Origin of the sequence: Rhizobium centroccidentale, assembly GCF_030182565.1 — a bacterium.
In the GTDB taxonomy this organism is placed as follows: domain Bacteria; phylum Pseudomonadota; class Alphaproteobacteria; order Rhizobiales; family Rhizobiaceae; genus Rhizobium.
Window position 1 is genome coordinate 389,248 of record NZ_JAQJCG010000001.1, and the last position, 24,105, is coordinate 413,352.

At 57.3% G+C, this 24,105-nt stretch carries 28 protein-coding genes; 16 read left to right on the forward strand and 12 right to left on the reverse strand.

What is annotated here, in order from left to right:
- Window positions 1-28 precede the first annotated feature (28 nt).
- From PH562_RS01705 to speB, 3 genes are all read right to left on the reverse strand, one after another.
- Window positions 29-970: an ABC transporter substrate-binding protein gene (locus PH562_RS01705; protein WP_285171144.1), complete on the reverse strand. Its 942-nt coding sequence runs from the start codon at window positions 968-970 to the stop codon at window positions 29-31.
- A 121-nt stretch (window positions 971-1,091) separates the two neighbouring features.
- Window positions 1,092-1,706 (reverse strand): cupin domain-containing protein, encoded by a 615-nt coding sequence (locus PH562_RS01710; protein WP_113233132.1) that lies wholly within the window; start codon window positions 1,704-1,706, stop codon window positions 1,092-1,094.
- Between the two features lie 248 nt (window positions 1,707-1,954).
- Window positions 1,955-3,010, reverse strand: coding sequence for an agmatinase (gene speB, locus PH562_RS01715; RefSeq protein WP_285171146.1), 1,056 nt, complete (start codon window positions 3,008-3,010; stop codon window positions 1,955-1,957).
- Window positions 3,011-3,107: 97 nt separating this feature from the next.
- Here speB and PH562_RS01720 point away from each other — a divergent pair, with 97 nt between their 5' ends.
- On the forward strand, window positions 3,108-4,271 hold the full coding sequence (locus PH562_RS01720; RefSeq protein ID WP_285171147.1) for an aminotransferase: 1,164 nt from the start codon (window positions 3,108-3,110) through the stop codon (window positions 4,269-4,271).
- Here the strand turns inward: PH562_RS01720 and PH562_RS01725 are convergent.
- The 4 genes from PH562_RS01725 to PH562_RS01740 form a co-directional block, all read right to left on the reverse strand.
- A complete protein-coding gene (locus PH562_RS01725; protein ID WP_095438824.1) occupies window positions 4,263-4,787 on the reverse strand; it encodes a flavin reductase family protein in 525 nt (174 codons plus the stop codon). The genes PH562_RS01720 and PH562_RS01725 overlap by 9 nt on opposite strands.
- A gap of 11 nt (window positions 4,788-4,798) precedes the next feature.
- Entirely contained in the window at window positions 4,799-6,139 is a 1,341-nt protein-coding gene (locus PH562_RS01730; RefSeq protein ID WP_285171148.1) for an LLM class flavin-dependent oxidoreductase, read from the reverse strand.
- A 112-nt stretch (window positions 6,140-6,251) separates the two neighbouring features.
- On the reverse strand, window positions 6,252-7,193 hold the full coding sequence (locus PH562_RS01735) for a LysR family transcriptional regulator (protein WP_285171149.1): 942 nt from the start codon (window positions 7,191-7,193) through the stop codon (window positions 6,252-6,254).
- Window positions 7,190-7,930: a histidine utilization transcriptional repressor HutC gene (locus PH562_RS01740; RefSeq protein WP_285171150.1), complete on the reverse strand. Its 741-nt coding sequence runs from the start codon at window positions 7,928-7,930 to the stop codon at window positions 7,190-7,192. Before PH562_RS01740 ends, PH562_RS01735 begins: the two co-directional genes overlap by 4 nt.
- Before the next feature lie 229 nt (window positions 7,931-8,159).
- Between PH562_RS01740 and PH562_RS01745 the strand changes: the two genes are divergently transcribed.
- The 4 genes from PH562_RS01745 (at window position 8,160) to PH562_RS01760 (ending at window position 11,179) form a co-directional block, all read left to right on the forward strand.
- Window positions 8,160-8,987 carry a transporter substrate-binding domain-containing protein gene (locus PH562_RS01745; protein ID WP_047636928.1) on the forward strand — a complete coding sequence of 276 codons (828 nt, stop codon included), beginning with the start codon at window positions 8,160-8,162 and terminating at the stop codon, window positions 8,985-8,987.
- 97 nt (window positions 8,988-9,084) lie between these two features.
- Window positions 9,085-9,726, forward strand: a complete 642-nt coding sequence (locus tag PH562_RS01750; protein WP_285171151.1) for an amino acid ABC transporter permease — start codon at window positions 9,085-9,087, stop codon at window positions 9,724-9,726.
- Window positions 9,723-10,391 (forward strand): amino acid ABC transporter permease, encoded by a 669-nt coding sequence (locus PH562_RS01755; protein WP_285171152.1) that lies wholly within the window; start codon window positions 9,723-9,725, stop codon window positions 10,389-10,391. Before PH562_RS01750 ends, PH562_RS01755 begins: the two co-directional genes overlap by 4 nt.
- The gene (locus PH562_RS01760) at window positions 10,388-11,179 is read left to right on the forward strand and encodes an amino acid ABC transporter ATP-binding protein (RefSeq protein WP_113233059.1); all 792 of its coding nucleotides are present in this window, start codon (window positions 10,388-10,390) and stop codon (window positions 11,177-11,179) included. Before PH562_RS01755 ends, PH562_RS01760 begins: the two co-directional genes overlap by 4 nt.
- Before the next feature lie 166 nt (window positions 11,180-11,345).
- Here PH562_RS01760 and PH562_RS01765 read toward each other — a convergent pair whose 3' ends face one another.
- Window positions 11,346-11,618 carry an usg protein gene (locus tag PH562_RS01765; RefSeq protein ID WP_069614226.1) on the reverse strand — a complete coding sequence of 91 codons (273 nt, stop codon included), beginning with the start codon at window positions 11,616-11,618 and terminating at the stop codon, window positions 11,346-11,348.
- A 278-nt stretch (window positions 11,619-11,896) separates the two neighbouring features.
- Between PH562_RS01765 and groES the strand changes: the two genes are divergently transcribed.
- The 3 genes from groES to PH562_RS01780 are packed head-to-tail and all read left to right on the forward strand — an operon-like array spanning window position 11,897 to window position 14,188.
- A complete protein-coding gene (gene groES, locus PH562_RS01770) occupies window positions 11,897-12,211 on the forward strand; it encodes a co-chaperone GroES (protein ID WP_285171153.1) in 315 nt (104 codons plus the stop codon).
- Window positions 12,212-12,265: 54 nt separating this feature from the next.
- Entirely contained in the window at window positions 12,266-13,894 is a 1,629-nt protein-coding gene (groL, locus tag PH562_RS01775) for a chaperonin GroEL (RefSeq protein WP_285171154.1), read from the forward strand.
- Window positions 13,895-13,948: 54 nt separating this feature from the next.
- The gene (locus tag PH562_RS01780; protein WP_285171155.1) at window positions 13,949-14,188 is read left to right on the forward strand and encodes a hypothetical protein; all 240 of its coding nucleotides are present in this window, start codon (window positions 13,949-13,951) and stop codon (window positions 14,186-14,188) included.
- Window positions 14,189-14,597: 409 nt separating this feature from the next.
- On the opposite strand, the gene PH562_RS01785 is transcribed toward PH562_RS01780, so the two are convergent.
- The 3 genes from PH562_RS01785 to PH562_RS01795 all read right to left on the reverse strand — a co-directional run bounded on the left by PH562_RS01785 (window position 14,598) and on the right by PH562_RS01795 (window position 17,579).
- Entirely contained in the window at window positions 14,598-15,116 is a 519-nt protein-coding gene (locus PH562_RS01785; RefSeq protein ID WP_113231918.1) for a sigma-70 family RNA polymerase sigma factor, read from the reverse strand.
- Between the two features lie 386 nt (window positions 15,117-15,502).
- The gene (locus tag PH562_RS01790) at window positions 15,503-15,877 is read right to left on the reverse strand and encodes a hypothetical protein (protein WP_285171156.1); all 375 of its coding nucleotides are present in this window, start codon (window positions 15,875-15,877) and stop codon (window positions 15,503-15,505) included.
- Window positions 15,878-16,673: 796 nt separating this feature from the next.
- On the reverse strand, window positions 16,674-17,579 hold the full coding sequence (locus PH562_RS01795) for a hypothetical protein (protein WP_285171157.1): 906 nt from the start codon (window positions 17,577-17,579) through the stop codon (window positions 16,674-16,676).
- A 273-nt stretch (window positions 17,580-17,852) separates the two neighbouring features.
- Between PH562_RS01795 and PH562_RS01800 the strand changes: the two genes are divergently transcribed.
- Together PH562_RS01800 and PH562_RS01805 are read left to right on the forward strand one after the other, a co-directional pair.
- Window positions 17,853-18,956, forward strand: a complete 1,104-nt coding sequence (locus PH562_RS01800; RefSeq protein ID WP_285171158.1) for a DNA topoisomerase IB — start codon at window positions 17,853-17,855, stop codon at window positions 18,954-18,956.
- A 37-nt stretch (window positions 18,957-18,993) separates the two neighbouring features.
- On the forward strand, window positions 18,994-19,857 hold the full coding sequence (locus tag PH562_RS01805) for an alpha/beta fold hydrolase (protein WP_113231912.1): 864 nt from the start codon (window positions 18,994-18,996) through the stop codon (window positions 19,855-19,857).
- Between the two features lie 26 nt (window positions 19,858-19,883).
- On the opposite strand, the gene PH562_RS01810 is transcribed toward PH562_RS01805, so the two are convergent.
- Window positions 19,884-20,099 (reverse strand): hypothetical protein, encoded by a 216-nt coding sequence (locus PH562_RS01810; protein WP_113231911.1) that lies wholly within the window; start codon window positions 20,097-20,099, stop codon window positions 19,884-19,886.
- Window positions 20,100-20,329: 230 nt separating this feature from the next.
- Here PH562_RS01810 and PH562_RS01815 point away from each other — a divergent pair, with 230 nt between their 5' ends.
- From PH562_RS01815 to PH562_RS01840, 6 genes are all read left to right on the forward strand, one after another.
- Window positions 20,330-21,628 carry an NRAMP family divalent metal transporter gene (locus PH562_RS01815; RefSeq protein ID WP_285171159.1) on the forward strand — a complete coding sequence of 433 codons (1,299 nt, stop codon included), beginning with the start codon at window positions 20,330-20,332 and terminating at the stop codon, window positions 21,626-21,628.
- Between the two features lie 85 nt (window positions 21,629-21,713).
- Window positions 21,714-21,896, forward strand: coding sequence for a hypothetical protein (locus PH562_RS01820; RefSeq protein ID WP_113231910.1), 183 nt, complete (start codon window positions 21,714-21,716; stop codon window positions 21,894-21,896).
- A gap of 66 nt (window positions 21,897-21,962) precedes the next feature.
- Window positions 21,963-22,463, forward strand: a complete 501-nt coding sequence (locus PH562_RS01825; RefSeq protein ID WP_113388654.1) for a YciE/YciF ferroxidase family protein — start codon at window positions 21,963-21,965, stop codon at window positions 22,461-22,463.
- A gap of 62 nt (window positions 22,464-22,525) precedes the next feature.
- Window positions 22,526-22,780 carry a DUF6894 family protein gene (locus PH562_RS01830; protein ID WP_113231908.1) on the forward strand — a complete coding sequence of 85 codons (255 nt, stop codon included), beginning with the start codon at window positions 22,526-22,528 and terminating at the stop codon, window positions 22,778-22,780.
- 178 nt (window positions 22,781-22,958) lie between these two features.
- Window positions 22,959-23,270, forward strand: coding sequence for a PepSY domain-containing protein (locus tag PH562_RS01835; protein WP_113231907.1), 312 nt, complete (start codon window positions 22,959-22,961; stop codon window positions 23,268-23,270).
- A 25-nt stretch (window positions 23,271-23,295) separates the two neighbouring features.
- Entirely contained in the window at window positions 23,296-23,904 is a 609-nt protein-coding gene (locus tag PH562_RS01840; protein ID WP_285171160.1) for a general stress protein, read from the forward strand.
- The last annotated feature ends 201 nt before the right edge of the window (window positions 23,905-24,105 follow it).

The window sequence follows — 24,105 nt, forward strand, 5'->3', positions numbered from 1 at the left end:
TCGGCCATGACGTGACGAAGTGCTCGAGCTACTTGAACATGCCCCGGAACTTGTCGACATTTTCCTTGGTGACGATGGTGACAGGCACATTGATGATCGGATCGATCTTGTCGCCCTTTTTCACCTTGACGAGCGCTTCGACGGCCGCCTTGCCTTCGCCGGCCGGATCCTGCTGGATAACGGCTGTCACCCAACCCTGATTGATGCCCTCGATCGCCTGCTTGGTCAAATCCCAGCCGAAGACCTTGACGCTACCTGTTTTGCCCTGGCTTGTGACGGCTGCAACGGCTCCAAGGAGTGCCGGCTCGCCGGTCGCATAGAGCGTCGTCATGTCGGGATTGGCGGTAATGAGATTTTCAGCCGCACTGAGCGCAACATCCTGCACGTTCTGGCCGTCCACGGTATCGAGGAAGTCGACCTTCTGGCCGCCAGCCTTCACCGCCGCCTTGAATCCATCAAGACGCTGGTTCTGGATGAAGGAATTGAGTGCGCCGACCACGCCGACTTTGGCGCTGCCGCCCAGCTTGTCCTTGACGTAGTCGGAATAGAATTTGCCGATCTCCTCGCCCGCCTTGGTATTGTCGACACCCACGAAGGCGATGTTGTCGCCGTTCGGAATCTGGGCATCGATGGCGATGACCGGGATGCCGGCCTTCTTGGCGGCGGTGATTGCCGGCTTCACGCCGTTTACGTCGATGGCAACCAAAATGATGCCGTCGACCTTCTGGGTGATGTAGTTCTCGATGGCATCGTTCTGTGCGCTCGGCACGTTGTTGGCGTTGAATATGACAAGATCGGCGCCGGCCTTCTTTGCCGCCTCCTTAGCGCCGTCATTGATCTGGTTGAAAAACAGAGCCTGCTGGTTGATCGTCACGAGAGCCAGCGTATTCGCCATCGCGGCGCCGGCACTGCCAGCAAGTGCGATTGTTGCGCCGACCGCGCAACCGAACAGATATTTTTTAAGACGCATGATAGTTCCCCATGTTTTTGGATTGCAAGGGGAGTATTCAAGTAACTTGAATTATTGTCAAGTCACTTGAATTGATGATTTTGAAGATGATCGTAAGTTCGCTCCAGGACAGCCGTTGGCGCTAAAAAGTCGCCGGCGTATTCACCCAGAAGATGCTTGCGCGCTCCGATCCGACATTGCGATACCAATGGGGCAGTTCGGAGTTGAAGACGAAGCTGTCGCCGACGGAAAGCCGGAAAGTGCGTTCACCAACCATCAGTTCGATTTCGCCGGCAAGAACGTATCCAACCTCCTCGCCCACATGCTGGATCGGCCCGGCACTCTGACCTCCGGCCTCGATGTGGTGGATGTTGCATTGCAGCAGATGACCTTGCGAATAGGGGATAATCCGTTCGAGAGAGATGCCTTCCCCTCTGCGCAATGGGTCGAGTCCAATCAAAGGCCTTGTTCCCGAACGGAAGACAATGCCCTCTTCACCGTCGGCCTCCTCGAACATCCAGCCAATATTCGTACCCAGAACACCGACAAGTCTATGCAGCATCGGTAACGAGGGCGAAGCCTTGCCGTTTTCAATTTTCGACAGCAGGCTTTCGGAGCAATCCGCAGCCAGAGCGAGAGCCTTGAGAGTCAAGCCCCGGGTTTGCCTGGCGAGCCTCAGACGGCCTCCAAGCCGCGCCGGATTGGTCAGTATCTTTTCCTCGTTGTCTTCTCCCGATTTCCCGGGGGATCCAATCATGTTCATGGTTCTGGTATCGCCGTTACAAAGCCGAAGCTTAACGCCAGGCGTCCGCATCTGTCTAGGTATCACGAATACCAGTGACATGCGTGTCGAGTTGCCGCTTTGCCAGGACGACCTCCCCATCAGCGCTTGTTCCATCGAGAACGTTAATTGTCGTCCTGGATTCCATTGTTCGGTCTCCGGTCAACCTGCGGCGATGCTGCCAGAGATTATTCGCGGACTTCGTGTTGATTGGCCCGCAACGCTCAGCGTTTGCCGATCGACGGGCTGAACACCGTGAGGCTCAATATCTCGAAGAGCACTTGAGCTCCTGCATGTGCGGTGTTGGTGGTCGCATCATATTGGGGAGCAACCTCGACGACATCACCACCCACCAGATTTATGCCTTTCAGCCCGCGTATCAGTTCAAGAACTTCGCGCGTCGTCAATCCGCCGATCTCGGGCGTGCCCGTACCGGGGGCAAAACTCGGATCGAGGCTGTCGATGTCGAAGGAGAGATAGGTCGGGCCGTCACCGACGATGGATTTGGCCTTGGCAATGACGGCTTCCATCCCCATTGCACTGATGTCTTCTGCGTGGATCACGCTCATTCCCGACTTATAGGAGAATTCCCATAGATATTCCGCCGAACCGCGGATGCCGATCTGGATCGTCCTCGTCGGATCGAGCACGCCATCCAGCACGGCGTTGCGAAACGGTCCGCCATGATGAAACTTCGTCTGATCGAAGGCGCCGCTGGTGTCGCAGTGCGCGTCGATATGAATGAGGCCCACCGGCTCCTTCCGGCCGACCGCCTTCAAAATGGGATGGGTAATGGAGTGGTCACCCCCGACCGAGAGCGGCACGACGCCGGCATCGACGATCTGGCCGATCCGCTTTTCGATGTCGTCGTGACTGAGCTCAAGCCGATATCGGCTCTGAAACGGTACGTCGCCAATGTCGGCGACGCGAAGATCGAAGACCGGCGCCGTTCCCAGAACGTGATTGTAAGGACCGATCCTCTCGATGGCGCGAAGTGCGCGTGGTCCGAAGCGGGAGCCGGGACGGTTGGTGACGCCGAGATCCATCGGTATCCCCGTGATCGCGACCTGGAGATTGCCGAAGTCAGGCTCGTCGGCTGCGACCTGCATGTAGGGCGCGCTGAGGAAAGTCGGCACACCGGCATATGGTGCCAGTCTCGTGCCGCTCTTGGAGATGATCTTCTCTGCGACTTTGCGAAACTTCTCGTCGAATATCTCGGCGCCTTTGCTGTCTGCGAATTCCGCGCGCAGCTGTTCGAGCCGCATCTTGTCCCACACCATGCGCATGCGTCTCCACTTGAGATCCGTATCACCTCAACAAAGAAGTTGAGAAAGCAATTGGTATCGTTGTAGCAATCGGTATCAAAGAGAAATCGATATGACCGCTGTAAAATCCAATTCGCTCGTTGCCCGCCTCTCGCCTCCACCCATCCCTTCCGTCGTTGCCTGGGGCCGCGAATACAAGGGATTGAAGGGTCCACTCATCGATCTGTCGCAGGCCGTGCCCGGTTATCCTGCCCATCCTGAAATGCTGCGCCTTCTCGGCGAGACGGCTGGGCAGCAGGCGATGACCGGATACGGGCCGATCGAGGGCGAGCCTTTGCTGCGGCAGGCCTATGCCGCACATGTCGCAGAAGTTTACGGTGCGGACATATCTGCCGGCAATATCCATATCACGGCCGGCTGCAATCAGGCGTTCATGTGCACGGCGATTGCGCTTGCTGGCGCTGGCGATACGGTCGCGCTCACCAATCCCTTCTATTTCAATCATGACACGACGCTATCGATGCTGGGAATCGAGCGGATGCTGGTCGACTGCGATTCAGCCGCCGGCTTTCTTCCAGATCTCGGTTCAGCAGAGGCCGCACTTTCCGCCGGCGCGAAGATGCTCGCCGTCGTTACACCCAACAATCCTACCGGAGCAGTCTATCCGCCTGAGCTGCTTCACGCGCTTTTCAGGCTCTGCCGAAAATATGGCGCCTGGCTGGTCGTCGACGAAACCTATCGCGATTTTCTCGCCGAAGGTTACGGCCGGCCGCACGCCCTGCTGTCGGAGCCGGGTTGGGAGGATACGCTCGTTCTTCTCTACAGCTTTTCGAAATCCTTCTGCATCCCCGGTCATCGCCTTGGCGCCGTCACGGCAGGCCCCGGGCTCGTCGCGGAGATCGCCAAGGTCATGGACAATATGCAGATCTGCGCACCGCGTTCGGCTCAGATCGCCGTTGCCTCGGCTTTGCCAGCGCTTGCCGATTGGCGGGCCGGCAACCGGCTGGAAATCGCTCGCCGTGCCGATGCTTTGAGACGAGCGTTTTCCGAGTTGGTGGGCTGGGAGATTGCGGCGATCGGCGCCTATTTCGCCTTTGTTTGCCATCCTTTCGAGGGCCGATCGTCGTCTGAGGTGGCCGAAGAACTTGCGAGGGAACGCGGCATGGTCTGCATTCCCGGGGCATATTTCGGCGAGGGGCAGGCGCGCTACCTTAGATTTGCCTTTGCCAATGTCGATGTTGCCTCGATCAGGTTATTGCCGGATCGTCTACGCTAGATAACGCTCATCAACCGCCGCCGGAAGGTCATGATAACCGCCTCGCCAATAGAGTAGCGGTCCAATGTCCTGCCGGATTTCCATCGCACAGATATGCCCGATCAGAATGGCATGGGAATGGTGATGGAATGCGGTTTCGAGCTTGCAGTCGAGGACCGTCAGGGCGTTTTCAAGTGCGGCGGCACCTGTCTTGAGCCGATACCATCCGGCACCCTCGTAGCGGTCGGCGCCCTTGCGTCCGTCGATCCCGGCAAAGGATTGCGCGACGTGCTGCTGGTCGGCCGCAAGCACATTGACGCAGAAACAGCCATACCGCTGCAGCGCCGGCCAGGAGGAAGAGGTTCTGTTGATGCTGACGATGACGGAAGGCCGATCCGCCGAAAATGAGGAAACCGATGTTGCGGTGAAGCCCGTGCGGTCTTGACCATCTCCAACCGTTATCACGCTGACCGCGCCCGCCAGGTGCCGCATCGATAGTCTGAATTCCTCATCGCTGATCAGAGCCTCGTCACCCATCGGACCGGCCCTCAGCTCTTGGCAAAGCGGTTTGCCGGCATTGAAATGCCGAGGTTTTCGCGCAATGTCTTGCCTTCATATTCCTCGCGGAACAGGCCGCGGCGGCGAAGCTCCGGCAGGACGAGCCGCACAAAGTCGTCGAGGCTGGACGGCAAGGTCGGAAACATCAGGATAAAGCCGTCGGCGGCACGCGTCTCGAACCACTCTTCCATGTAGTCGGCGATCTGGGACGGCGTGCCCGTTATACCATTTCCGGTGTGCTTCTCGGCATAGTGCCGAATCAGTTCGCCGACCGTGTGGCCGCTCTTGACGAAATCGACCAGTTCGTCGAACAGGGCACGCGATCCTTTTGGCGCCGCCGGCAGCCGCTCCATCGGGAAGGGTTCATCGAGAGCCACGCCACGCAGGTCCGCCTCCAGGAATTCGGAGAGCATCAGTCGCCCGACATCGGGATGCATCTTGTCGATCAGATAGTCTACCTTGGCCTTTGCCTCGGCCTCGGTTTCACCGACATTGATGACGATGCCCGGCATGATTTTCAGATCGTCTCTCTCGCGGCCATAGGCCGCCATCCGGCTTTTGACATTGTCGTAGAAGGACCGGTTCCGCTCGATATTCGATGCGAGGCTGAAGACGATCTCGGCCGTGCGTGCCGCCATGTCCATTCCGGGTTCGGAACCGCCCGCCTGGGCGATGACGGGACGGCCCTGCGGTGTTCGGGCTATATTGAGGGGGCCGCGAACCTGGAAGTGCTTGCCCTTGTGGTTGAGCGTGTGGTGCTTGTCCTTGTCATAGTAGACGCCGGATTCGCGATCGAGAAGGAGTGCGCCTTCCTCAAAGCTGTCCCAAAGGCCGAAGACGACGTCGACGAATTCGTTGCCACGCTCGTAGCGCAGCGCGTGCGGATCCAGCCCCTCGCGATTGAAGTTGTAGCCCGTTTCGTCATGGTCTGACGTGACGACATTCCAGCAGGCGCGGCCCTTGCTCAGATGGTCGATCGAGGCAAACAGACGGGCTACATTGTAGGGTTCATAGTAGCTTGTCGAGACCGTTGCCACGAGACCGAGATCGTTGGTCGTAACCGCCAGTGCCGAGAGCAGCGAGAGAGGCTCGAAGCGGTTCATCTTTGTGGGAATGCGGGCGAGTGCGTTCGGATCGCCGACGGCTGCTGCCGGAGAATCCGCCATGAACATGAAATCGAATTTCGCCGCCTCGGATCGTTTGGCGACATCGAGCAGATGTGCGAAGTCGTTGGCGCCGTTGACATCGCTTGCCGGATGCAGCCAGGAGGCCGGATGAAAGCCGAACGTATAGACGAAAGTTCCAAGCTTCATCTTGTCGGTCCGCGCCATCGAATTCTTCCTTTATGTCGGCCACGCCCTTCCTTTTGGAGGCGAATGCGTAAATTATCGCCAAGAGCAAAATTTCATCAATATCGTGTAGCTGAGTTCCGTTTTAGTTTTTCTAAAATGTTGATCCGGGCGCCGATATCAGGCCCTGCTGGCGGGAAATGGCGACGAGCCAATCGCGGAATTGGCGTCCATGCGGTTTTTCCAGGGCGGCCCTGTCCCAGGCGAGGAAGTAGCTTTCGCGCAAGGCAATGCGTATGTCGACGGGAATGACGAGCGTCTGCGCCTCCAGCTCATCTGCAATCATCGACATCTGCGCGAGAACGACGCCGCGCTTGTTGACGGCGGCGTCGATTGCGCTGCTCGAAAGGGTGAAGGAAAGGCCGGCGGCTGTTTCCTTGAGTGTCGCGCCCGTCTTCACGGCGAATTCAAGCCAGCTTGGATAGGGCGTGAAGTGCCGCTCCCATTCGACATGCAGGAGCGGATATTGAAGAAGGTGTGCTGCGGAAGGCGCCTTGCCCTTAATCAAGGCCGGCGAGCAGGCGGGAACCACCCAATCGCGGAACAGCTCCGTATAATGTTCATGCTGCAGCACGTCCGATCCGTAGCTGATGCGGAAGTCGATGTCGTCGAAGCCCATGCGCGGTTCCTTGTCGCGACCGACGATCCTGACATGCGCGTTGGGATGCAGGGCCTGCCAGTCGAAGATCCGGCGCCCGATCCATTTGTTGACGACGGAAGACAGGGCACTGAGCACAAGGGCATTCTCGTTGCGTGCCCGTTCCAGGACCTGTTCAGCAACCGCGAATTGCTCGAATCCCTTCGATATTTCCTGATGATAGAGCCGTCCCCATTGGGTGAGCTCCACTGTGCGACCATTGCGCTCGAGCAAGGTGACACCGAGAAAGCTCTCGATCTTGCGGATCTGCTGACTGATCGCTCCGGGCGAAACATTCAGCTCTAACGCTGCGGCGTTCACGCCGCCGCAACGGCCGACGGCTTCGAAGGCCTGCAAGCCCTTGAGCGGAACCGCCCTGCTGATCCGTTTCTCGTTCAAGAGGCGATTCCTTGCGGCAGTTGATCGATGGTCCTGCTTTCATTGGGATGGAAGTCACCGGCAAACTGGAACCGGTCGCCGGGATGGATGAACTCGACATAGGTGACCGTACGGCTGCTCTGCCATGTCTGACGGATGAGCGTCAGGCAGGCTTCACCGCGCTCGGTTTCAAGCAGGCGCGCCGTCGTGGCATCAGCCGAAACGGCACGAATGACGTGCCGGGCCTTTGACCAGGGCACCATGTCCAGCAACCATTTGCCTGGTGGGACCGATGCGAAACTCTCGGTTCTTGCCGATGGCACCAGGTCCAGCATGATGATGCGCCGCTCCAGCGCATTCGCCTTGCCGTCGACCGCATGCAGGCAGTGAAGCCGCAAGATTTCTGCCCCCATGGTTTCGCCAAGCCGCATCGCGGTGGCAGCATCGAGCCTCTCGACTTTTCGCATCAGCATCGTGTGACTATGTTGATGCCCTGCCAACTCCGCTTCCGTGGAAATGTCCTGGATGTCCATGACCGTGCGGTCGATCTGCCGCGAGACGAAGGAACCGAGCTTGCGGCGACGTATGATCATGCCACGTTCAGCCAGGGTTGAGAGCGCCTTGTTCACGGTCATCCGAGAGCATTGATACTCTTTCAGCAGCTCGTGTTCGACGGGTATTCGGTGCCCCGGCGGCCAGATGCCGCTCACGATTTTGCTTTCGATATCCTTCAGAATTCTCTGATGAATTGGGACCAACGCTCGCCTTGCTCCGGCAATGAACTCAGTGTCCGTGAAGCCGCTTCTGTCAGATCGATTGGACATCATACGGCATAATTCTTGCGTTCGTTATGTTTTGTGTTTGACAGTGTAGGCGAGGCTGTATCTATTTGTATAGACAAAAAGGTCACAGAAATCGACCTGGCGGGACAATGCTTTGGGGAACCTGAACCTTCCAGAGGAAGGGCAAAAAACTGGAGAGAAAGACATGAGGAAGAATTCGCTTCTGAGGGGGCTGGTTGGCGCAGCACTTTTGTTTGGCGCAACGATCTCGGCCCATGCGGCTGACACGCTCGCCGCCGTCAAGGCCGCCGGCACCCTGAAGGTCGGCACCGAGACGGCCTTCGCTCCGTTCGATTTCATCGATGCAGGCAAGCATGTCGGCTTGAACGTCGATCTGTTCGACGAGATCGGCAAGGAGCTGGGCGTGAAGATCGAATGGGTCACCCTGCCATGGGACGGCGTTTTCCCGGCGCTTGAAGCCGGCAAGTTCGACGTCGTTGCCGGCCCGGCGACCATCACCAAGAAGCGCATGGAGCGCTATCGCTTTACCCCGCCCCTGGCCGAAGCAACCATCGCGATCCTGAAAAAGGCGGGTGACAAGACGATCAACAAGCCGGAAGACATTGCCGGCAAGAAGATTGGCGTCGGCAAGGCGACCGCGCAGCTCGATCAGCTCAAGGAGTTTTCCGACACCCTGCCGACCAAGGCCGATATTCGCGAATATCCGGCCTTTACCGAATCCTACGCCGATCTCGCGGCCGGCCGCATCGCCGGCGTTGCCAACTCGCTGCCGAATATCGCATTCGTCGCCAAACAGCGTGAAGGCACGTTCGAAGTCGTGCTGCCGCCCTTCGGCAAGAAGTCCTATTTCGGTTTCATCGGCCTGAAGGACGCCGATCACGCACCGCTGATGGACGCTATCGACGCAGCCATGCTGAAGATCAAGGCCGACGGCCGCATGGCGACGCTGCAGAAGAAATGGTTCGGCGCAAGCTTCGATACGCCTGACGCCGTCAAGGACCCGGCATTCTGATCAGCCCCCGGAAATAGGCCGTGCCCGCTTTGTTGTCGGGCACGGCTGACTGCCGAGATCTCAGCTTCCTGGTCACCACGCGGGCGAACACTCAACAATGTCCATCGAGCTCTTTGGATTGCTTGTGCAGGCATCCATCTACACGGTGACGATCAGCTTTGTGTCGATCTTTATCGGTTTTGCAATTGCGATCCTGATTTCGGGAATGTTGCTGACGGGGCGTAGCCTTTTCGTGCGACCTGCCCAGTTTTTCATCAGCTTTTTTCGCGGCGTGCCGCTACTGGTGCAGTTGCTGCTGATTTACAATTTGCTTCCGGCCGTCGGTCTCAACGTGCCGAGCATCGTCGCCGCCATCACCGGCCTGTCGCTTTGCACGGCTGCCTACCAGGCAGAGAACCTGCGCGGCGGCTTTGCCAGCGTGCCGCTGGGCCTTGTGGAGTCGGCGGAGATGGTTGGCCTGACGCCACGCCAGATCTTTCGCCGCATCAAGGTTCCGATCGCGCTGCGCCTTACCTTTCCAGCTCTTGTCAATGAGGCGATCCTTATTCTGAAGGCATCGTCGCTGGTTTCCGTTGTCGGCATCGTCGAACTGACCCGGATGGCCCAGGATCTTGCCGGCAGCACCTTCCTGCCACTGCAGATCTTCGCCTCGGCTGGCCTCATCTATCTCGTGATCAACTGGGTGGTGGCGCTTGCCGGCGGCTTGATCGAAAGCAGATTGCCCGGAGTGCCGCGATGACCTTCGATATCAACGTTCTGATCGGGCAGTGGCCCGCCATCCTCAGCGGTGCCGGCGTAACGATCATGATCTGGATCCTGGGCACCATTGCTGCGGCCGTCATAGGCTTCCTGATGGCGGTCGCCCGGCAGTATGGCGGCACGGTGGTCGACAAGATACTGGGTGCCGTCGTGGCCGTATTGCGTGGCACGCCGTTTCTCATCCAGATCTTCCTCGTCTATTATGGCGGTCCTTTCGTCGGCCTCGAGCTCGATCCGGTGCCTGCTGGACTGATCGGCATTTCAATCTACGGCGCGGCCTATTTCAGCGAAATCTTTCGTTCCGGATTTCGGGCCGTGCCGAAAGGACATATCGAAGCTGGCGAATGCGTCGGCTTGACGCGCGGGCAGATCATCAGACGCATCCTGTTGCCCGAGATGACGATGCTGGTGCTACCGCCCTGCGTGAACATGGTCGTCATCCTGATGAAGGAGACGGCGGTCCTCTCCATCATCACCGTGCCGGAATTGACGGCGACGCTGAGCGCGATCGGGTCGCAGCAATATGCTTTCGTCGAGGCGCTTTCGGCTCTGGCGCTCTTTTACTGGGTGCTCGTCGAAGTCACCGGCTGGCTTGGCAACCTTGCCGAAACGAAACTTTCCAGATTCAGGTTTTTCAACGCATGAGCGTCTCCGCTATAGAAGTCAGGAATCTCGTCAAGACGTTCGGAGAGACGACGGTCCTTCACGGCATCGATCTTGCTATCGAGCCGGGGCAGGTCTCCTGTCTCATCGGTCCATCCGGCTCGGGCAAAAGCACGCTTTTGCGATGCATGGCTTTTCTTGAAGAGGCAACACGGGGGACGATCTCCATCAACGGCGAGGTTCTTGGCTTCGCCGAGGATTCTCAAGGGCGCCGTGAACGCATTTCCGCGGCGACCAATCGTTCGATCCGCGCGCAGATCGGCATGGTGTTCCAGCAATTCAATCTCTGGCCGCATATGACGGCGCTGGGCAATGTCAGCGAGGCATTGAAGACGGTTCACAAGATGAGCCGAAAGCAGGCCGAGGATGCGGCCATGGTGCAACTCGTCAAGGTCGGCCTTGAGGCGAGAGCGGGGCATTATCCCTCGCAGCTTTCCGGCGGACAGCAGCAACGCGTGGCGATCGCCCGCGCCCTCGCTTTGAAGCCGAAGATCATGCTGTTCGATGAGCCGACCTCTTCGCTCGATCCGGAACTGACCGGCGAGGTCTTGAACGTCATGCGCGACCTGGCGGCCGAGGGCATGACGATGGTCGTCGTTTCGCACGAAATAGGTTTCGCCGCGACCGTCGGCCAGCAGATCATCTTTCTCGATCACGGCAAGGTGCTGTTCAGCGGACCGCCGCAAGAGGTCTTCAAGAAACCGAGAAATCCTCGTCTAGAGCAATTCCTCGATACCTATCTCGATCGTGGTGCGTCGATGTTGCTCTGACATTGCGTCAAACACGTCTGCTGGAGCCAATGCGAGGCAATCGCGCCAGTGGACGTGTTTGATTTTCCTTCCCCGTTGGCCTCACTCCGAGCAGGCAAAGGCGAATGACCGAGCTCATCAAGCCTTGTTTGTCGACGACCTGGGAAGGAAAATTTCGGTTCAGGTCTTAATGGAGCTTGAACTCGCCTTCCACGCGACGCCATTCATTTGGACCGATCAGACGCCGATGGCTATAGCGGACGGAATGCAGCGGCCCGTCGAGATTGGTTTGCCAGAAATCGAGGAACCTGTGCATTTCGGGAAAATCGGGCGCTAGATCGTAATCCTGCCAGACGTAGGTCTGCAGGACGGATTCGAAATCGGGAATGTGATAGAGGATATGCGCTGTGGTCAGCCCATAGCCGTTCAGTTGACCTTCCAGTTCCGATGAAAATCGCATGCTTCATCTCCGTTTCGTGACAGTCGGATGGTGGCGCAAATTTTTGCGGCCATCAACGGATTTTCAACGCAGAATGCCATTTTCTTGTTCCTTTCCAGTGTGTTAGCAGCCACTCAAAATGAGTGCTAATTTTTTCTTCTATCCCTCTTGAAATCGAAAAATCCGAAAACCAGATCATTTCGCGCAAAAAGCTCGAACGAGGTTTTGCACCCGCCCGGACTGGTCATCCGGCCCGGTGAGGGGATCAACGTCATCTTTTTTGCTCAACGGAGGAAAACATGTCGTTCCGACCGCTTCATGATCGCATTCTCGTCCGCCGCGTCGATTCCGAGGAAAAGACCAAAGGCGGCATCATCATTCCCGACACCGCCAAGGAAAAGCCGCAGGAAGGCGAGGTTATCGCCGTCGGTCCCGGCGCGCGCAACGACGCCGGCCAGGTGCAGACCCTCGACGTCAAGGCTGGCGATCGCATCCTGTTCGGAAAATGGTCCGGCACCGAGATCAAGATCAACGGCGAAGATCTGCTCATCATGAAGGAAAGCGATGTCATGTGCATCATCGAAGCCCAGGCCGAGCAGAAACAGGCTGCCTGAGCCTCCACGCCATGAACCATCAGTCTGATAGCTGCCTATTGAGGAGTTAAAGAAATGGCTGCGAAAGAAGTCAAGTTTCACACCGATGCCCGTGAACGCATGCTGCGAGGGGTCGATGTGCTCGCCAATGCCGTGAAGGTCACGCTCGGCCCGAAGGGGCGTAACGTCGTCATCGACAAGTCCTTCGGCGCTCCGCGCATCACCAAGGACGGCGTTTCCGTTGCCAAGGAAATCGAACTGGAGGACAAGTTCGAGAACATGGGCGCCCAAATGCTGCGCGAAGTCGCCTCCAAGACCAACGATCTTGCCGGCGATGGCACCACGACCGCGACCGTTCTCGCTCAAGCGATTGTCAAGGAAGGCGCCAAGGCGGTCGCCTCCGGCATGAACCCGATGGATCTGAAGCGCGGCATCGACCTGGGCGTCGACGCTGTCGTCGCCGAACTGAAGACCAACGCCCGCAAGATCTCCAACAATGCCGAGATCGCCCAGGTTGGCACCATTTCGGCTAACGGCGATGCCGAAATCGGCCGTTATCTTGCCGAAGCCATGCAGAAAGTCGGCAACGAAGGCGTCATCACGGTTGAAGAAGCCAAGACCGCTGAAACCGAACTCGAAGTCGTCGAAGGCATGCAGTTCGACCGCGGCTATCTCAGCCCGTATTTCGTCACCAACGCCGAGAAGATGCGGGTCGAGTTCGAGGATCCCTATATCCTCATCCACGAAAAGAAGCTCTCGAACCTGCAGCCGCTACTTCCGATCCTGGAAGCCGTCGTCCAATCCGGCAAACCGCTCCTCATCATTGCTGAAGACGTCGAAGGCGAAGCTCTTGCGACCCTCGTTGTCAACAAGCTGCGTGGCGGTCTCAAGATCGCTGCCGTCAAGGCTCCGGGCTTCGGTGACCGCCGCAAGGCCATGCTGGAAGACATCGCCATCCTGACGGGCGGCACCGTCATCTCCGAAGACCTCGGCATCAAGCTCGAGAACGTCACCCTCGACATGCTCGGCCGGGCCAAGAAGGTCGCGATCGAGAAGGAGAACACGACCATCATCGATGGCGTCGCCTCGAAATCGGACATCGAAGGCCGTGTTGCCCAGATCAAGGCTCAGATCGAAGAAACCACCTCTGACTACGACCGCGAGAAGCTGCAGGAACGCCTTGCAAAGCTCGCTGGCGGCGTTGCCGTGATCCGCGTTGGCGGCTCGACGGAAGTCGAAGTGAAGGAAAAGAAGGACCGCGTCGATGATGCGCTGCATGCGACTCGTGCCGCAGTCGAGGAAGGTATCCTGCCGGGCGGCGGCGTTGCTCTGCTGAGAGCCGTCAAGGCGCTTGACGGTCTCAAGACTGAAAACGACGACCAGCGCGTCGGCGTCGATATTGTTCGCCGGGCAATCGAGGCTCCGGTTCGCCAAATAGCAGAGAATGCTGGCGCCGAAGGTTCGATCATCGTCGGCAAGTTGCGTGAGAAGACCGAATTCTCCTATGGCTGGAATGCGCAGACGAATGAATATGGCGATCTCTATGCCCAAGGCGTCATCGATCCCGCCAAGGTCGTGCGCACCGCACTTCAGGATGCAGCTTCGGTCGCGGGCTTGCTGGTGACGACGGAAGCCATGATTGCTGAAAAGCCGAAGAAGGAGGCAGCTCCCGCATTGCCCGCCGGAGCAGGAATGGACTTCTAAGGGGCAAGCCCGCTCCATCCTCCAATGGAGCGGGCTCCACAATGGAGATCATGAATGGTTCAGACGATCATCAAGAGATCAGATGCGCCGCTCGATTCGGGCGACTTGGACCTTTGCCAGCGCGTTTTTGATGAGATCCGGGCAGCGGCGGATATCCAGCGCCAATCGGAAGAAAGCGAGCGGATCGCTGCTATAGTAATAGAACTATATCGCCAGGGTGTGAGGAATCCGCAGCAGCTGAAGATATTGGTGCAGGGTGCACGCGGCACTTTTCCAGGGATAGCAGAAGAATGAACAGCCATCGCTCTCTTTCGCGGGAAGATCTGCGGATCTGCATGGACGTCGTCAAATCGATAGCGCGTGGCAAAGGAGTCTCACGTGATCCGACTGCGGTTGCTCAGATCATGGCGACGGTCGCAAGATATTATAGCGGAGCCATGCAGGAACCGTCAGCCTTGCGTGCGGCGGCTCTCTCTGAGCTCGAAGGCAATTCTCGTGCTGAAGGGTGCGTGCCCATCTAGGCGCGGGACCAAGCTGAAGCTCCCTAACATGGCAAGAATTCAGCGATCAGACATCGAAGGAGCCAGATATGAGAAAGGAAACCGACAATATCACAATAAGCGACCAATCCACCGCTGCAATCACCTCGGCGCATTTGCAGAGGTGAACCCAAGCTCCATTTGTGCGCAGGTCACAAAGAATCTTAGTGGATCGAAGCAGCACCACCTATCGAATTCTCGCCGAGCATTTTAACCAATGTCGCGCGTGCCCGTGAGACGCGGCTTTTAATGGTCCCGATCTCGCATCCGGAAAGTCTCGCCGCATCGTCATATGATAAACCGTCGACAATCATAAGAAGTGCGTCTCGTTGATATGGGGGAAGGCGAGTTAAGGCAGAGCGTACGTCAGCCGTATAAATGCAGAGCTGCTGGCGGCCTGCGACCGGAATTTCGAAAAGCCCATCATCATTCGAACGGAGCTGGACCCGTTTTTGGCGCTTGTATTCCGTCATGTAAGTGTTTCGCATAATGGTGAATGCCCAGCTCCTGAGCCTGGTTCCCGGAGTGAAGCTGTCAAGATGGGCAAGCATTTTGCCGACCGTCTCCTGTGTGAGATCGTCGACATCGGTTTCGCTAAAAACGAACCGCCGGGCAAAGTTGCGCAACGCTGGCAGCAGGGCGACGACTTCGTCCTGCAATGTAGAACACGCGGTTATGAGCATTTGATTTATCCTCCTGGATAAATCTGCAATGCTTACTCGTGCAGCTTGTTCCCCTTTCATATTCTTCCGTACGCAAGCGGACAGAACTATGTTCGAATATGTATAGGTAGCTTGGCTTTCCCGATCACAATTTTGCATCTTTGCTTAGCTGCGTGTGATGTCAATGCGCCGCTTTCCCAAATATACGGCGATCATTTTCTCTAATCGCTGCAAGAAGAGGGGCGGGAATTGCTTCGGTATTGACTTGTTCTTGGCGGTCGATCAGTGAAATTATTTTCGCTAGATATGTTCGACTGTGATTGATCGTATTTCTATCGCAATAGGCTCACTTCATAATTGTCGATTCATCATCCGAAAGTGAAATGATACGATCGGTAATGTAGATGCTAGCCCGCTTGGCGAATGTGCCTCGAAGCAGCCCCAACGGCTGTCGCAAGAAGCGGTCTTGTAGCGATCATCATCAAGCTGAGAGGTAGCCGCCGAAGGACGCGTCCGGTCATGAAGGCCGCCAGGGATGCTGCGGATAACTTCAGCCAGGGATATGCTCCAAGTTGGTCATGTGCAGAGGCATCAACCCATCGGATTCCACTGGAGGCGACATTCCTTGCTCGATATCTGATCGTCAGCAGTCGAATTCGCACGATTGCAATTTCAGTTCGTAGCTCCAGCAATTGCAGCTGGAGCTTTTCGCGAGAACCGATCTCCGCGTCGTAATAGGTTTCGAGTTTAGCTGTATCTTCGAGGCTGTCATTCTGATTCATCTGGTACTCTCCTTGTGGCAAATCAGACTCTGCTACCGCAACAGCCCTTGCCCAATATCAACGAATACCGGAGTGCCGGTGATAGGGCCGAGTAGACCCTTAATCACCTGGGCGACATCAATGGTACTTCTTCCAGCCGGACCAATTCACCTGAGGCACTTCAATTATTGTGCGTCATCCTCAATCCGCCGGTGTCCCGGTGTCGAGTTGTTGATGATAAAATTGGCTAACGTGTCATGGCGCACGCAAACCCTATCACCGCGGCCGCAACTATTGTCGCGAGCGGTCGCTCGCGAATCCTATGCTTGACTTCGCTTAGGAGGCCGGCGCCATCCGGCAAAGAGACGGAAGGGTCGTGCGCAGTCGTCGCCGGATCAGTTCGGCTCGCTTGGCGTGCTGCTCGATAAAGCGCACGAACCTCGGTTTTGGCGGCACCTTTGTCGCCGATCCCGTCGCCTGTCGTGGCCTGCCTGTCCGAAGTGATAGGAAGCCTGTCTTCAAATGCATCAACATGATGCCGCGCCCTGCCTCTTTCGCCCGCTTCCGAGGGGGCATGTTTCGGTAAGACTGCTGTATGGGTCGCGGAAACGGGATCGGACGCCGGGAATGTGTCCTCGAGGCCCTTTTCGAGTTCGTTTTTCGTTGCTTGCTTCTGCTGCTCCTCGCGTTCGCTCGAGAGGGATTGAACTGCAGGAGAATCGTTCCGTTTGGGCATCTCTGGCTCCGTTCTTGGCAATCGACTTATCTGACCATAATGAACCTAGTCCACTATGTACGCGGGCACTTACCGTTTGCTTCAGAGGCCCGGCCTGCGGGTCGCAACGACCAGGTCCTCTTCTTCGTCACGCTGCCGGCCCCCGAGGGCTGAAGCTGCGGAGGCGATGAAAGCGCCGACCAGCAGCGAAAGAGAACCGACCAGCGCGGTCGTCGCACCCGCCTTTCTCGCCTTATCAGCCGCTTCTTTCGCCGCTGACTTCGCGTCATCGATCTGTTTAAGGACCGTATCGACGCGGTTGCGTGCATCGCCCTCAGAAAGACCGGTGCGTGCCGAAACAATAGCTGCCATATAGGACTTATCGCCATCGGGAATTTCTCCGCTGGCCGCACCTTGCAGGAGGATGCGTGAGATTTCTGCCGCTGCTGCCCGATCATCGGATTGGGCGCGGTCTGAAACCTTTGCGGGCCGAAGCAGGGCGTCGGTAAAGTAAGCTGTCGCATCCGTCTTCGTCGCTGAGGCAGCGGAGGCACTGACATCCGCGGCGGTTTGCGCGACCTTACCCGCGGCGTCGACCGACGCGCCCGCTAGCGATGTCAGCGAAGACGCTAGAAATCCAGCCACGAACACTGTTGCGAGCGCCCAACTCAGAAATCCATGCGCCGTGTCGCGGAAAAAGACCTCATCCGAGTGGACTTCGACCCATTTCGTGCGCAGCCTCCCCGTGAGGTAACCGCCGATCGCGGACGACAGCCATTGAACTACTATCAGCCAGATGGGGGCGGTGATACCGACGGCCGTCGCCGAGCTGCTTTGGCCGGACCACGGTGACACCATCGTCAAGCCAACCCCGGATCCGAGGAGAAGAAGGATAAGAGCAATGCCGGTCGCGGCGAGTGCGCCGCCGATGATCGGGGCCCAGACAATGGCCGGCTTGGAGGACTCGACCGGGGCTGTCCCCGCAGGCACTTCTTCGATAGAGGACATCTGCGCCTCCTATCGCGTGAAGAGAACGAGAAGAATGACGATTGGCAGGGGAATGCCGAGAAGCCAGAGCAGAATACCTCGACCCATGTTGAATATCCTCCAGACGTGAAACTCACGCCTATTGCAACGGCGGTCGACATTGTTTGTTCCAGATGATCGTTCGCCAGTTAGGCGGACTTTCTCTGGGGTCGATGCTGATAATGCGCGAGGTTCTTTCCCGTCACGACATAAGGCGGCCTGGGAACCGCGGCGCCGGACGGGAGTTATCGGCACATGAACCAGATAGTCGCCAAAGTCGAAGCCGCTGCCGCGGCCGCCGAAGCTAAGCTTCATTCCGGACTGATCTACATCGGCAATCTCGAAGACGGCATCAGCAGGAAGCCCGGAAGGAACGGATTTCTCTATTATCTTCCAAACGGAATAAGGATTAGGGATCGAGATGAGATCGCTCGCCTGAATGCCTTGGCTATTCCGCCCGCCTACACGAATGTCGTGATCTCAACCAATCCGTTGTCCCATCTTCAGGCCGTCGGTTTCGATGCCCGAGGCCGCAAACAGTATCGCTATCATCCGGAATGGCAGTCCGAGCGTGCCCGCACCAAGTTCGATCGCCTCGCCGATTTTGCCAACACCCTTCCTGAGATTCGCCAGCGCGTCGACGCCGATCTGCGCTCGCGCGGGTTGACGATGGAAAAGGCTTTGGCGACAGTGATCTGGATACTCGATAACCTCTATATTCGCGTGGGCAACACCGCATATGCCGAGGAGAACCGATCCTATGGGGTGACGACGCTGAAGAGCCGTCATGTCCAGGTGGAGGGGGGAACGGTCAAATTCCGCTTCAAGGGTAAATCAGGCAAAGAATGGAATCTGGCCCATAGCGACCGGCGGATCGCCAACGTCGTTCGACGTTTGCAGGAACTGCCAGGTCAGCAACTTTTTCAGTATGTCTGCGATGAGGGAGGCTGTCGCCAGATTTCGTCCCAAGATGTCAATGCGTATATCAGGGAAACGGCGGGAAGTGATTTCAGCTCGCGCCAATTCAGGACCTGGGGAGCGACCTGTATGGCAGTCTCGGCCTTGGCCCCTCTCACGGTCGGATCGTCGGAAAGCGCGATCACGCGCCAGCTTAATCAGGTCGTCGATGCCGTTGCAGCGATGCTCGTCAACACGCGCGCCGTTTGCAAGACATCCTATATTCATCCCGCGGTCTTCGAGGATTTCAGGAACGAGCGCCTCGGTGATGTTCTTAGGATTCAAACACGTAGTGAGCGGCTTTTAAAGTGGATGGACATGGAGGAGATCCGCGTATTGCGGTGGCTTCAAAGACGCGGGGCGAGGGATGTCAGCCTTAAAGAGGGGTCTGCATCCTCTTGAACGATCTGATCGGTGGACCGGGCAAGGGAGGCGAGAATTGTTTGACGGCATGGCAGTTGAGACCATTGATGTTGGACCGGGCAGTCTACGGGTTCGGTACGGAGGCAATGGGCCGCCCCTGCTTCTACTCCACGGGCATCCGCGAACGCACATGACCTGGAGCAAGGTGGCGGATTTGCTGTCTCCGCATTTCACCATCGTCTGTCCCGATCTCCGCGGGTTCGGGAAATCCTTTCAACCACCTGACACTGAAGATAGCCGACACTCGGCAAAGCGGGCAAAGGCGCTCGATTGCGTCAGCTTGATGCAGCTATTGGGCCATCGCAGCTTTGCCGTCGCGGGCCATGATCGTGGAAGCTACGTCGCTTTCAGGCTCGCCATGGATTATCCCGAGATCATCACGAGACTCGTCGTGATCGACAGTATTCCCATTATCGAACATCTCGAACGGATGGATTGGCGGTTCGCGCGCGATTGGTATCACTGGTTCTTCTTCGCCCAACCAGGCAAACCAGAACAGGCGATCAATGCCGATCCAAGAAGCTGGTACAAGGCGATCACACCTGAGTTCATGGGGCAGGAAGCCTATCAGGATCTCATGGCGGCGATCCATGACCCGGCCGTCGTCCATGGAATGATCGAAGATTATAGAGCTGGCTTGACAGTCGATCGCGAAGACGAATGGCAGGATCGCAAAGCCGGGAAAAAAATTACATGTCCGTTGCTATGCCTATGGTCGACACGTGACGATCTCGAGTATTTCTTCGGCGATCCGAGAAAGATCTGGCAATCGTGGGCAACCAAGGTTTCGGGGCATGGTATCGAGAGCGGGCATCACGTAGCAGAAGAGAACCCCCTCGATCTGGCACACGCGCTGCTTCACTTCCTCAGAGCACCTTGACGTAAGGTTTTCCGCCCGGTTCTTGCCTATTGCTGCGGCATGTCTTCCGTCAGTTCGTTCAGCGTGGGCGTATGTCGCTTTGCGGCCATCAGCAGATCGAGCTCTATCGACGATGGACCGAAGCGGATGAAGAGATCTTCGGCGATGCGGTCGTCCAAAGCATACTTTTTCTGAAAGTCGGTGAGCGTATATGCTGCGCCTCTTACTGGTCGGCGTCGCTCGAAGCGCCTTTGTTTCTCCATATCGCGGTCTCCTCAATAGCGTCGCAGATCAAATGAATCAGGATGCGGAAGGTTCCCGCGCGGACAAGATATTGCGAAGAACAGCAGGAATTGATCGTGTCGCCCCCAAGCTTTTGGAACTGATTGCTTTAGCCCGGGCTGCATGTTGCGGAACAAATCGCCAATAAGCGCGGTTTGTTCGCACCGCGACCGACAAGAAGTGTCTGTCCCGGTTCTGCAGGGAGGCAGTCATGAGCGGCTATCAGATGGACGACAAGAGCTCTGTCGTCGAACCTTCAAAACCACGTCTGTTGGAAATTCTGGGACCAGGTTTGGTCACCGGTGCCTCGGACGATGATCCGAGCGGGATCGCGACTTACTCACAGGCGGGAGCTCAGTTCGGCTACCTCGCGAGTTGGACGCTGGTGTTCACCTATCCGCTGATGGTGGCGGTGCAGATGATCAGTGCCCGTATCGGCCGAACCACGGGCCGAGGTTTGGCGGGCAGCATGGCGAAATGTTATCCGCGTTGGGTCGGCGTCAGTGTCACTGTTCCGCTCCTGGTTGCTAACGTTATCAATCTCGGTGCCGATCTTGGTGCAATGGGAGATGCGGCACATTTGCTGCTGAATGGCAATTCATTGGTTTATGTCGCGGCTTTCGGCGTGATCTGCATCCTTCTGCAGCTCCTTCTCAAATACAAACGATACGTAGCCGTCCTGAAATGGTTGAGCCTCGCGCTCTTGTCATACATCGCGACCCTCTTTGTGGTCCATGTCGATTGGTCGACCTTTAGCCGCGGTCTCCTGATGCCGACCTTCAAGGCCGATCCGAATTACTGGTCGATGATCGTCGCGATCTTCGGGACCACCATCAGTCCCTATCTTTTCTTCTGGCAGGCTTCCCAAGAAGCCGAAGACCTCAAGGAGAAGCCGCGTGAACAACCTCTCGTCGACCATCCGCGGGAGGCGGAGAAGGCAAATACACGGATCACATTGGATACTGTCATCGGCATGGCCGCTTCCAATATCGTCGCGCTCGCGATCATCACGACGACCGCCGCGACGCTTAACAAAGCGGGCTCAACAAATATCGAGAGTTCTGTCGATGCGGCGAAAGCGATCGAGCCATTGGCCGGACCTTTTGCCAAGATCATCTTTGCAACAGGCATTATCGGAACCGGTCTTTTGGCGGTGCCCGTTCTCGCAGGTTCGGCTGCCTATGCCGTCGGCGAGGCGGCTCGCTGGAAGGTCGGGTTATCTCGCGAGCCGAGCGAGGCCAAGGCTTTCTATACGACCGTCGGCCTGGCGACCATTGTCGGCATGCTCTTGAACTTCACCCCCATCGCCCCGATGAAAGCCTTGTTCTGGAGTGCTGTGATCAACGGCGTGGTAGCCGTTCCCGTCATGGTGATCCTCATGCTGATCGCCTCCAATCGCGATGTCATGCAACAGTTCGTCATCGGCAGAGGCCTGAGTGCTGTCGGCTGGACCTCGTGTCTCGCGATGTTCGCAGCCGTTATAGGAATGGCGGTAACCGCGTTTTTTTGATCACTGCCGGGAACCAACATGTCCCAAGCCTGTTAAGACTGCGAGATCCATGAAGGTCTCGCAATCAAACAAGAGGAGAAACATCATGGCTTCCCAAGGTGGGTCCCACGATCAGCACGTCAAAGCCGGCCAGCAGAGCCACAAGAACACCAACAAGAATACCAACACGAAGCAGGCTTCGTCTCATAACGAGCAGTCCGGGGGCACCCGTGGCGGCAGCCACGAACAGCATGTGAAGGCCGGCCAGCAAAGCCACAAGAACTCTTGATAGAGTTCGTGAAGGAGGTCTGCATAGGCGGACTTCCTTTTAATCCTTATTCGATGGAGGACACCCATGGCATCCGAAAAGACACTCAACGATCTGTTTCTGGAAACGCTGAAAGACATCTATTACGCGGAAAAGCAAATCCTCAAAGCCTTGCCGAAGATGGCACGCGCAGCGCAGGCGCAGGAAGGCAAGGACGGCTTTCTCCACCATCGCGATGAGACCCAAGGTCACGTCGAACGCCTGGAACAGGTATTCGAGCTCCTTGGAAAGCCCGCGCGCGGCAAGACCTGCGAAGCGATCCAGGGCATCATCGCAGAGGCTGACGAAATCATCGAAGAGTTCAAGGGAACTCCGGCACTCGATGCAGGTCTGATCTCTTCGGCGCAGGCCGTCGAGCATTACGAGATCGCACGCTACGGCACACTCATTGAATGGGCCAAGCAGCTCGGCCTGAAGGACGCGGTACCTCTTCTCCAGCAGACGCTCGCGGAGGAAAAGGCGACGGATCAGAAGTTGACGAAGCTGGCAGAAACAGCGGCCAATGCAAAAGCCAAAAAGGCGGCATAGGACTGCAGCCGGCACTTCTTCTTCGGTGCGTTGCCCCGGCAGCGCACCGCCACAGGTCGAACATGACAACCTTTTATTTTGCAACGAAAGATCGCGAGACTGTGCTTGATGATGACGAGGGGCAAGATCTCCCGGATCTCATATCAGCGGTTGATGAGGCGAAGCGAATATTGGCGGAGATGGCCTTGGACGGTATTCCGAACAAGAACGGCGAATACCTTGCTGTTGAGATCGCCAGGAGCGACAGGATTTCGGTGGTGCGGCTCACTCTGACAATGGAGATCACGTACCTTGCTCTCAAGGATGATGGAACCTGACTGTATCCGGGTGAGTCGCCCGTCCCCGATCGTTGCGATCAGATCATTTCAGCATCTGGGTGCGCATCGCGAGGAAGCAATCGCTGTCGCTCTTTGCCAGAAATCCATCTCCTGCTGAATTTATGGGAACAATCGGCCCTTTGCAGGGTTCGCCCCGTCAGCAACGAAAGGTCTAAACATGAACAAGCTTATCAGCATCACCTTTGTCGCGATGGCTTTCGCGACAGGATCGTTTGCGCAAAGTGAAAAACCAACCACATCGCAGACAACGCCCGCCGTCAACACTCAGCGCAACCCTGGAGCTCCGATCGCCGGCAAGAACAGCTTCAGTGAGAAGCAGGCGAAATCCCGCTTCGAAAACGCCGGATACAAGAATATTCGCGATCTGAAGCTCGATAACCAGGGCGTCTGGCGTGCAAGCGCCGACAAGGATGGCAAGCCTGTCGCCGTCTCGCTGGATTTCCAGGGCAACGTGACAATGGCAAAATAATCGACAACAAAGCGAGGAGCATCCAATGCAAACGGTTACTGGACTTTATGACAGCTATGATAATGCCCGCACCGCCGTAAAGGCCTTGGAGGATGCCGGTGTCGCTTCTGATGAGATCAGCATCATCACCAACAAGGCTGATGGCGTCGATGTGGAAGGACAAGGCAGCTATGGCGCGGAAGGCGCTGGTACCGGTGCTGGTATTGGTGCCGTTGCGGGTGGAGCCGGGGGCTTGCTCGCCGGGCTCGGCATGATCGCCATCCCCGGGGTGGGGCCGGTCGTTGCCGCCGGTTGGCTCGCTGCGACCGCTGCGGGTGCAGTAGCGGGCGCTGTGGCCGGCGGGGCGGTCGGGGGAATTGTTGGTGCGATGATCAAGGAAGGGATTCCCGAAGAGGATGCCCATTTCTATGCAGAGGGTATTCGCCGTGGCGGATCTCTGGTCGCTGCTCATGTCGAAGACAGTCTTGTACCGCAGGCTCAATCGGTCCTTGCCGCGTCTCGGCCGGTCGACATTGCACAGCGGCGCGCGAGCTATGTGGAGCAAGGATGGACCCGCTTCGACGAAGCCGCAGCTCCTTACACGTCGGAACAGATCCTGGCCGAGCGCGAGCGCAATCGCGCGCACCGCATCTAGAGCAATTCCAGGAACAGTGTGTAGCGGTTTTCCGTCTGAAATTGCGAGAAAACAAAGAGATGGAGCGGTTCGGCGATTCCGTGAAAAGCTGAACCGCTCTAGGGAGACCTGTGCGCGGGTAGGCTTTCTGCTTGAATTTGCTGTATTTCCTCGGATGGGAAGCGTATCGCAGGCGTCGGCATACGCGGCTTGGAACACGAT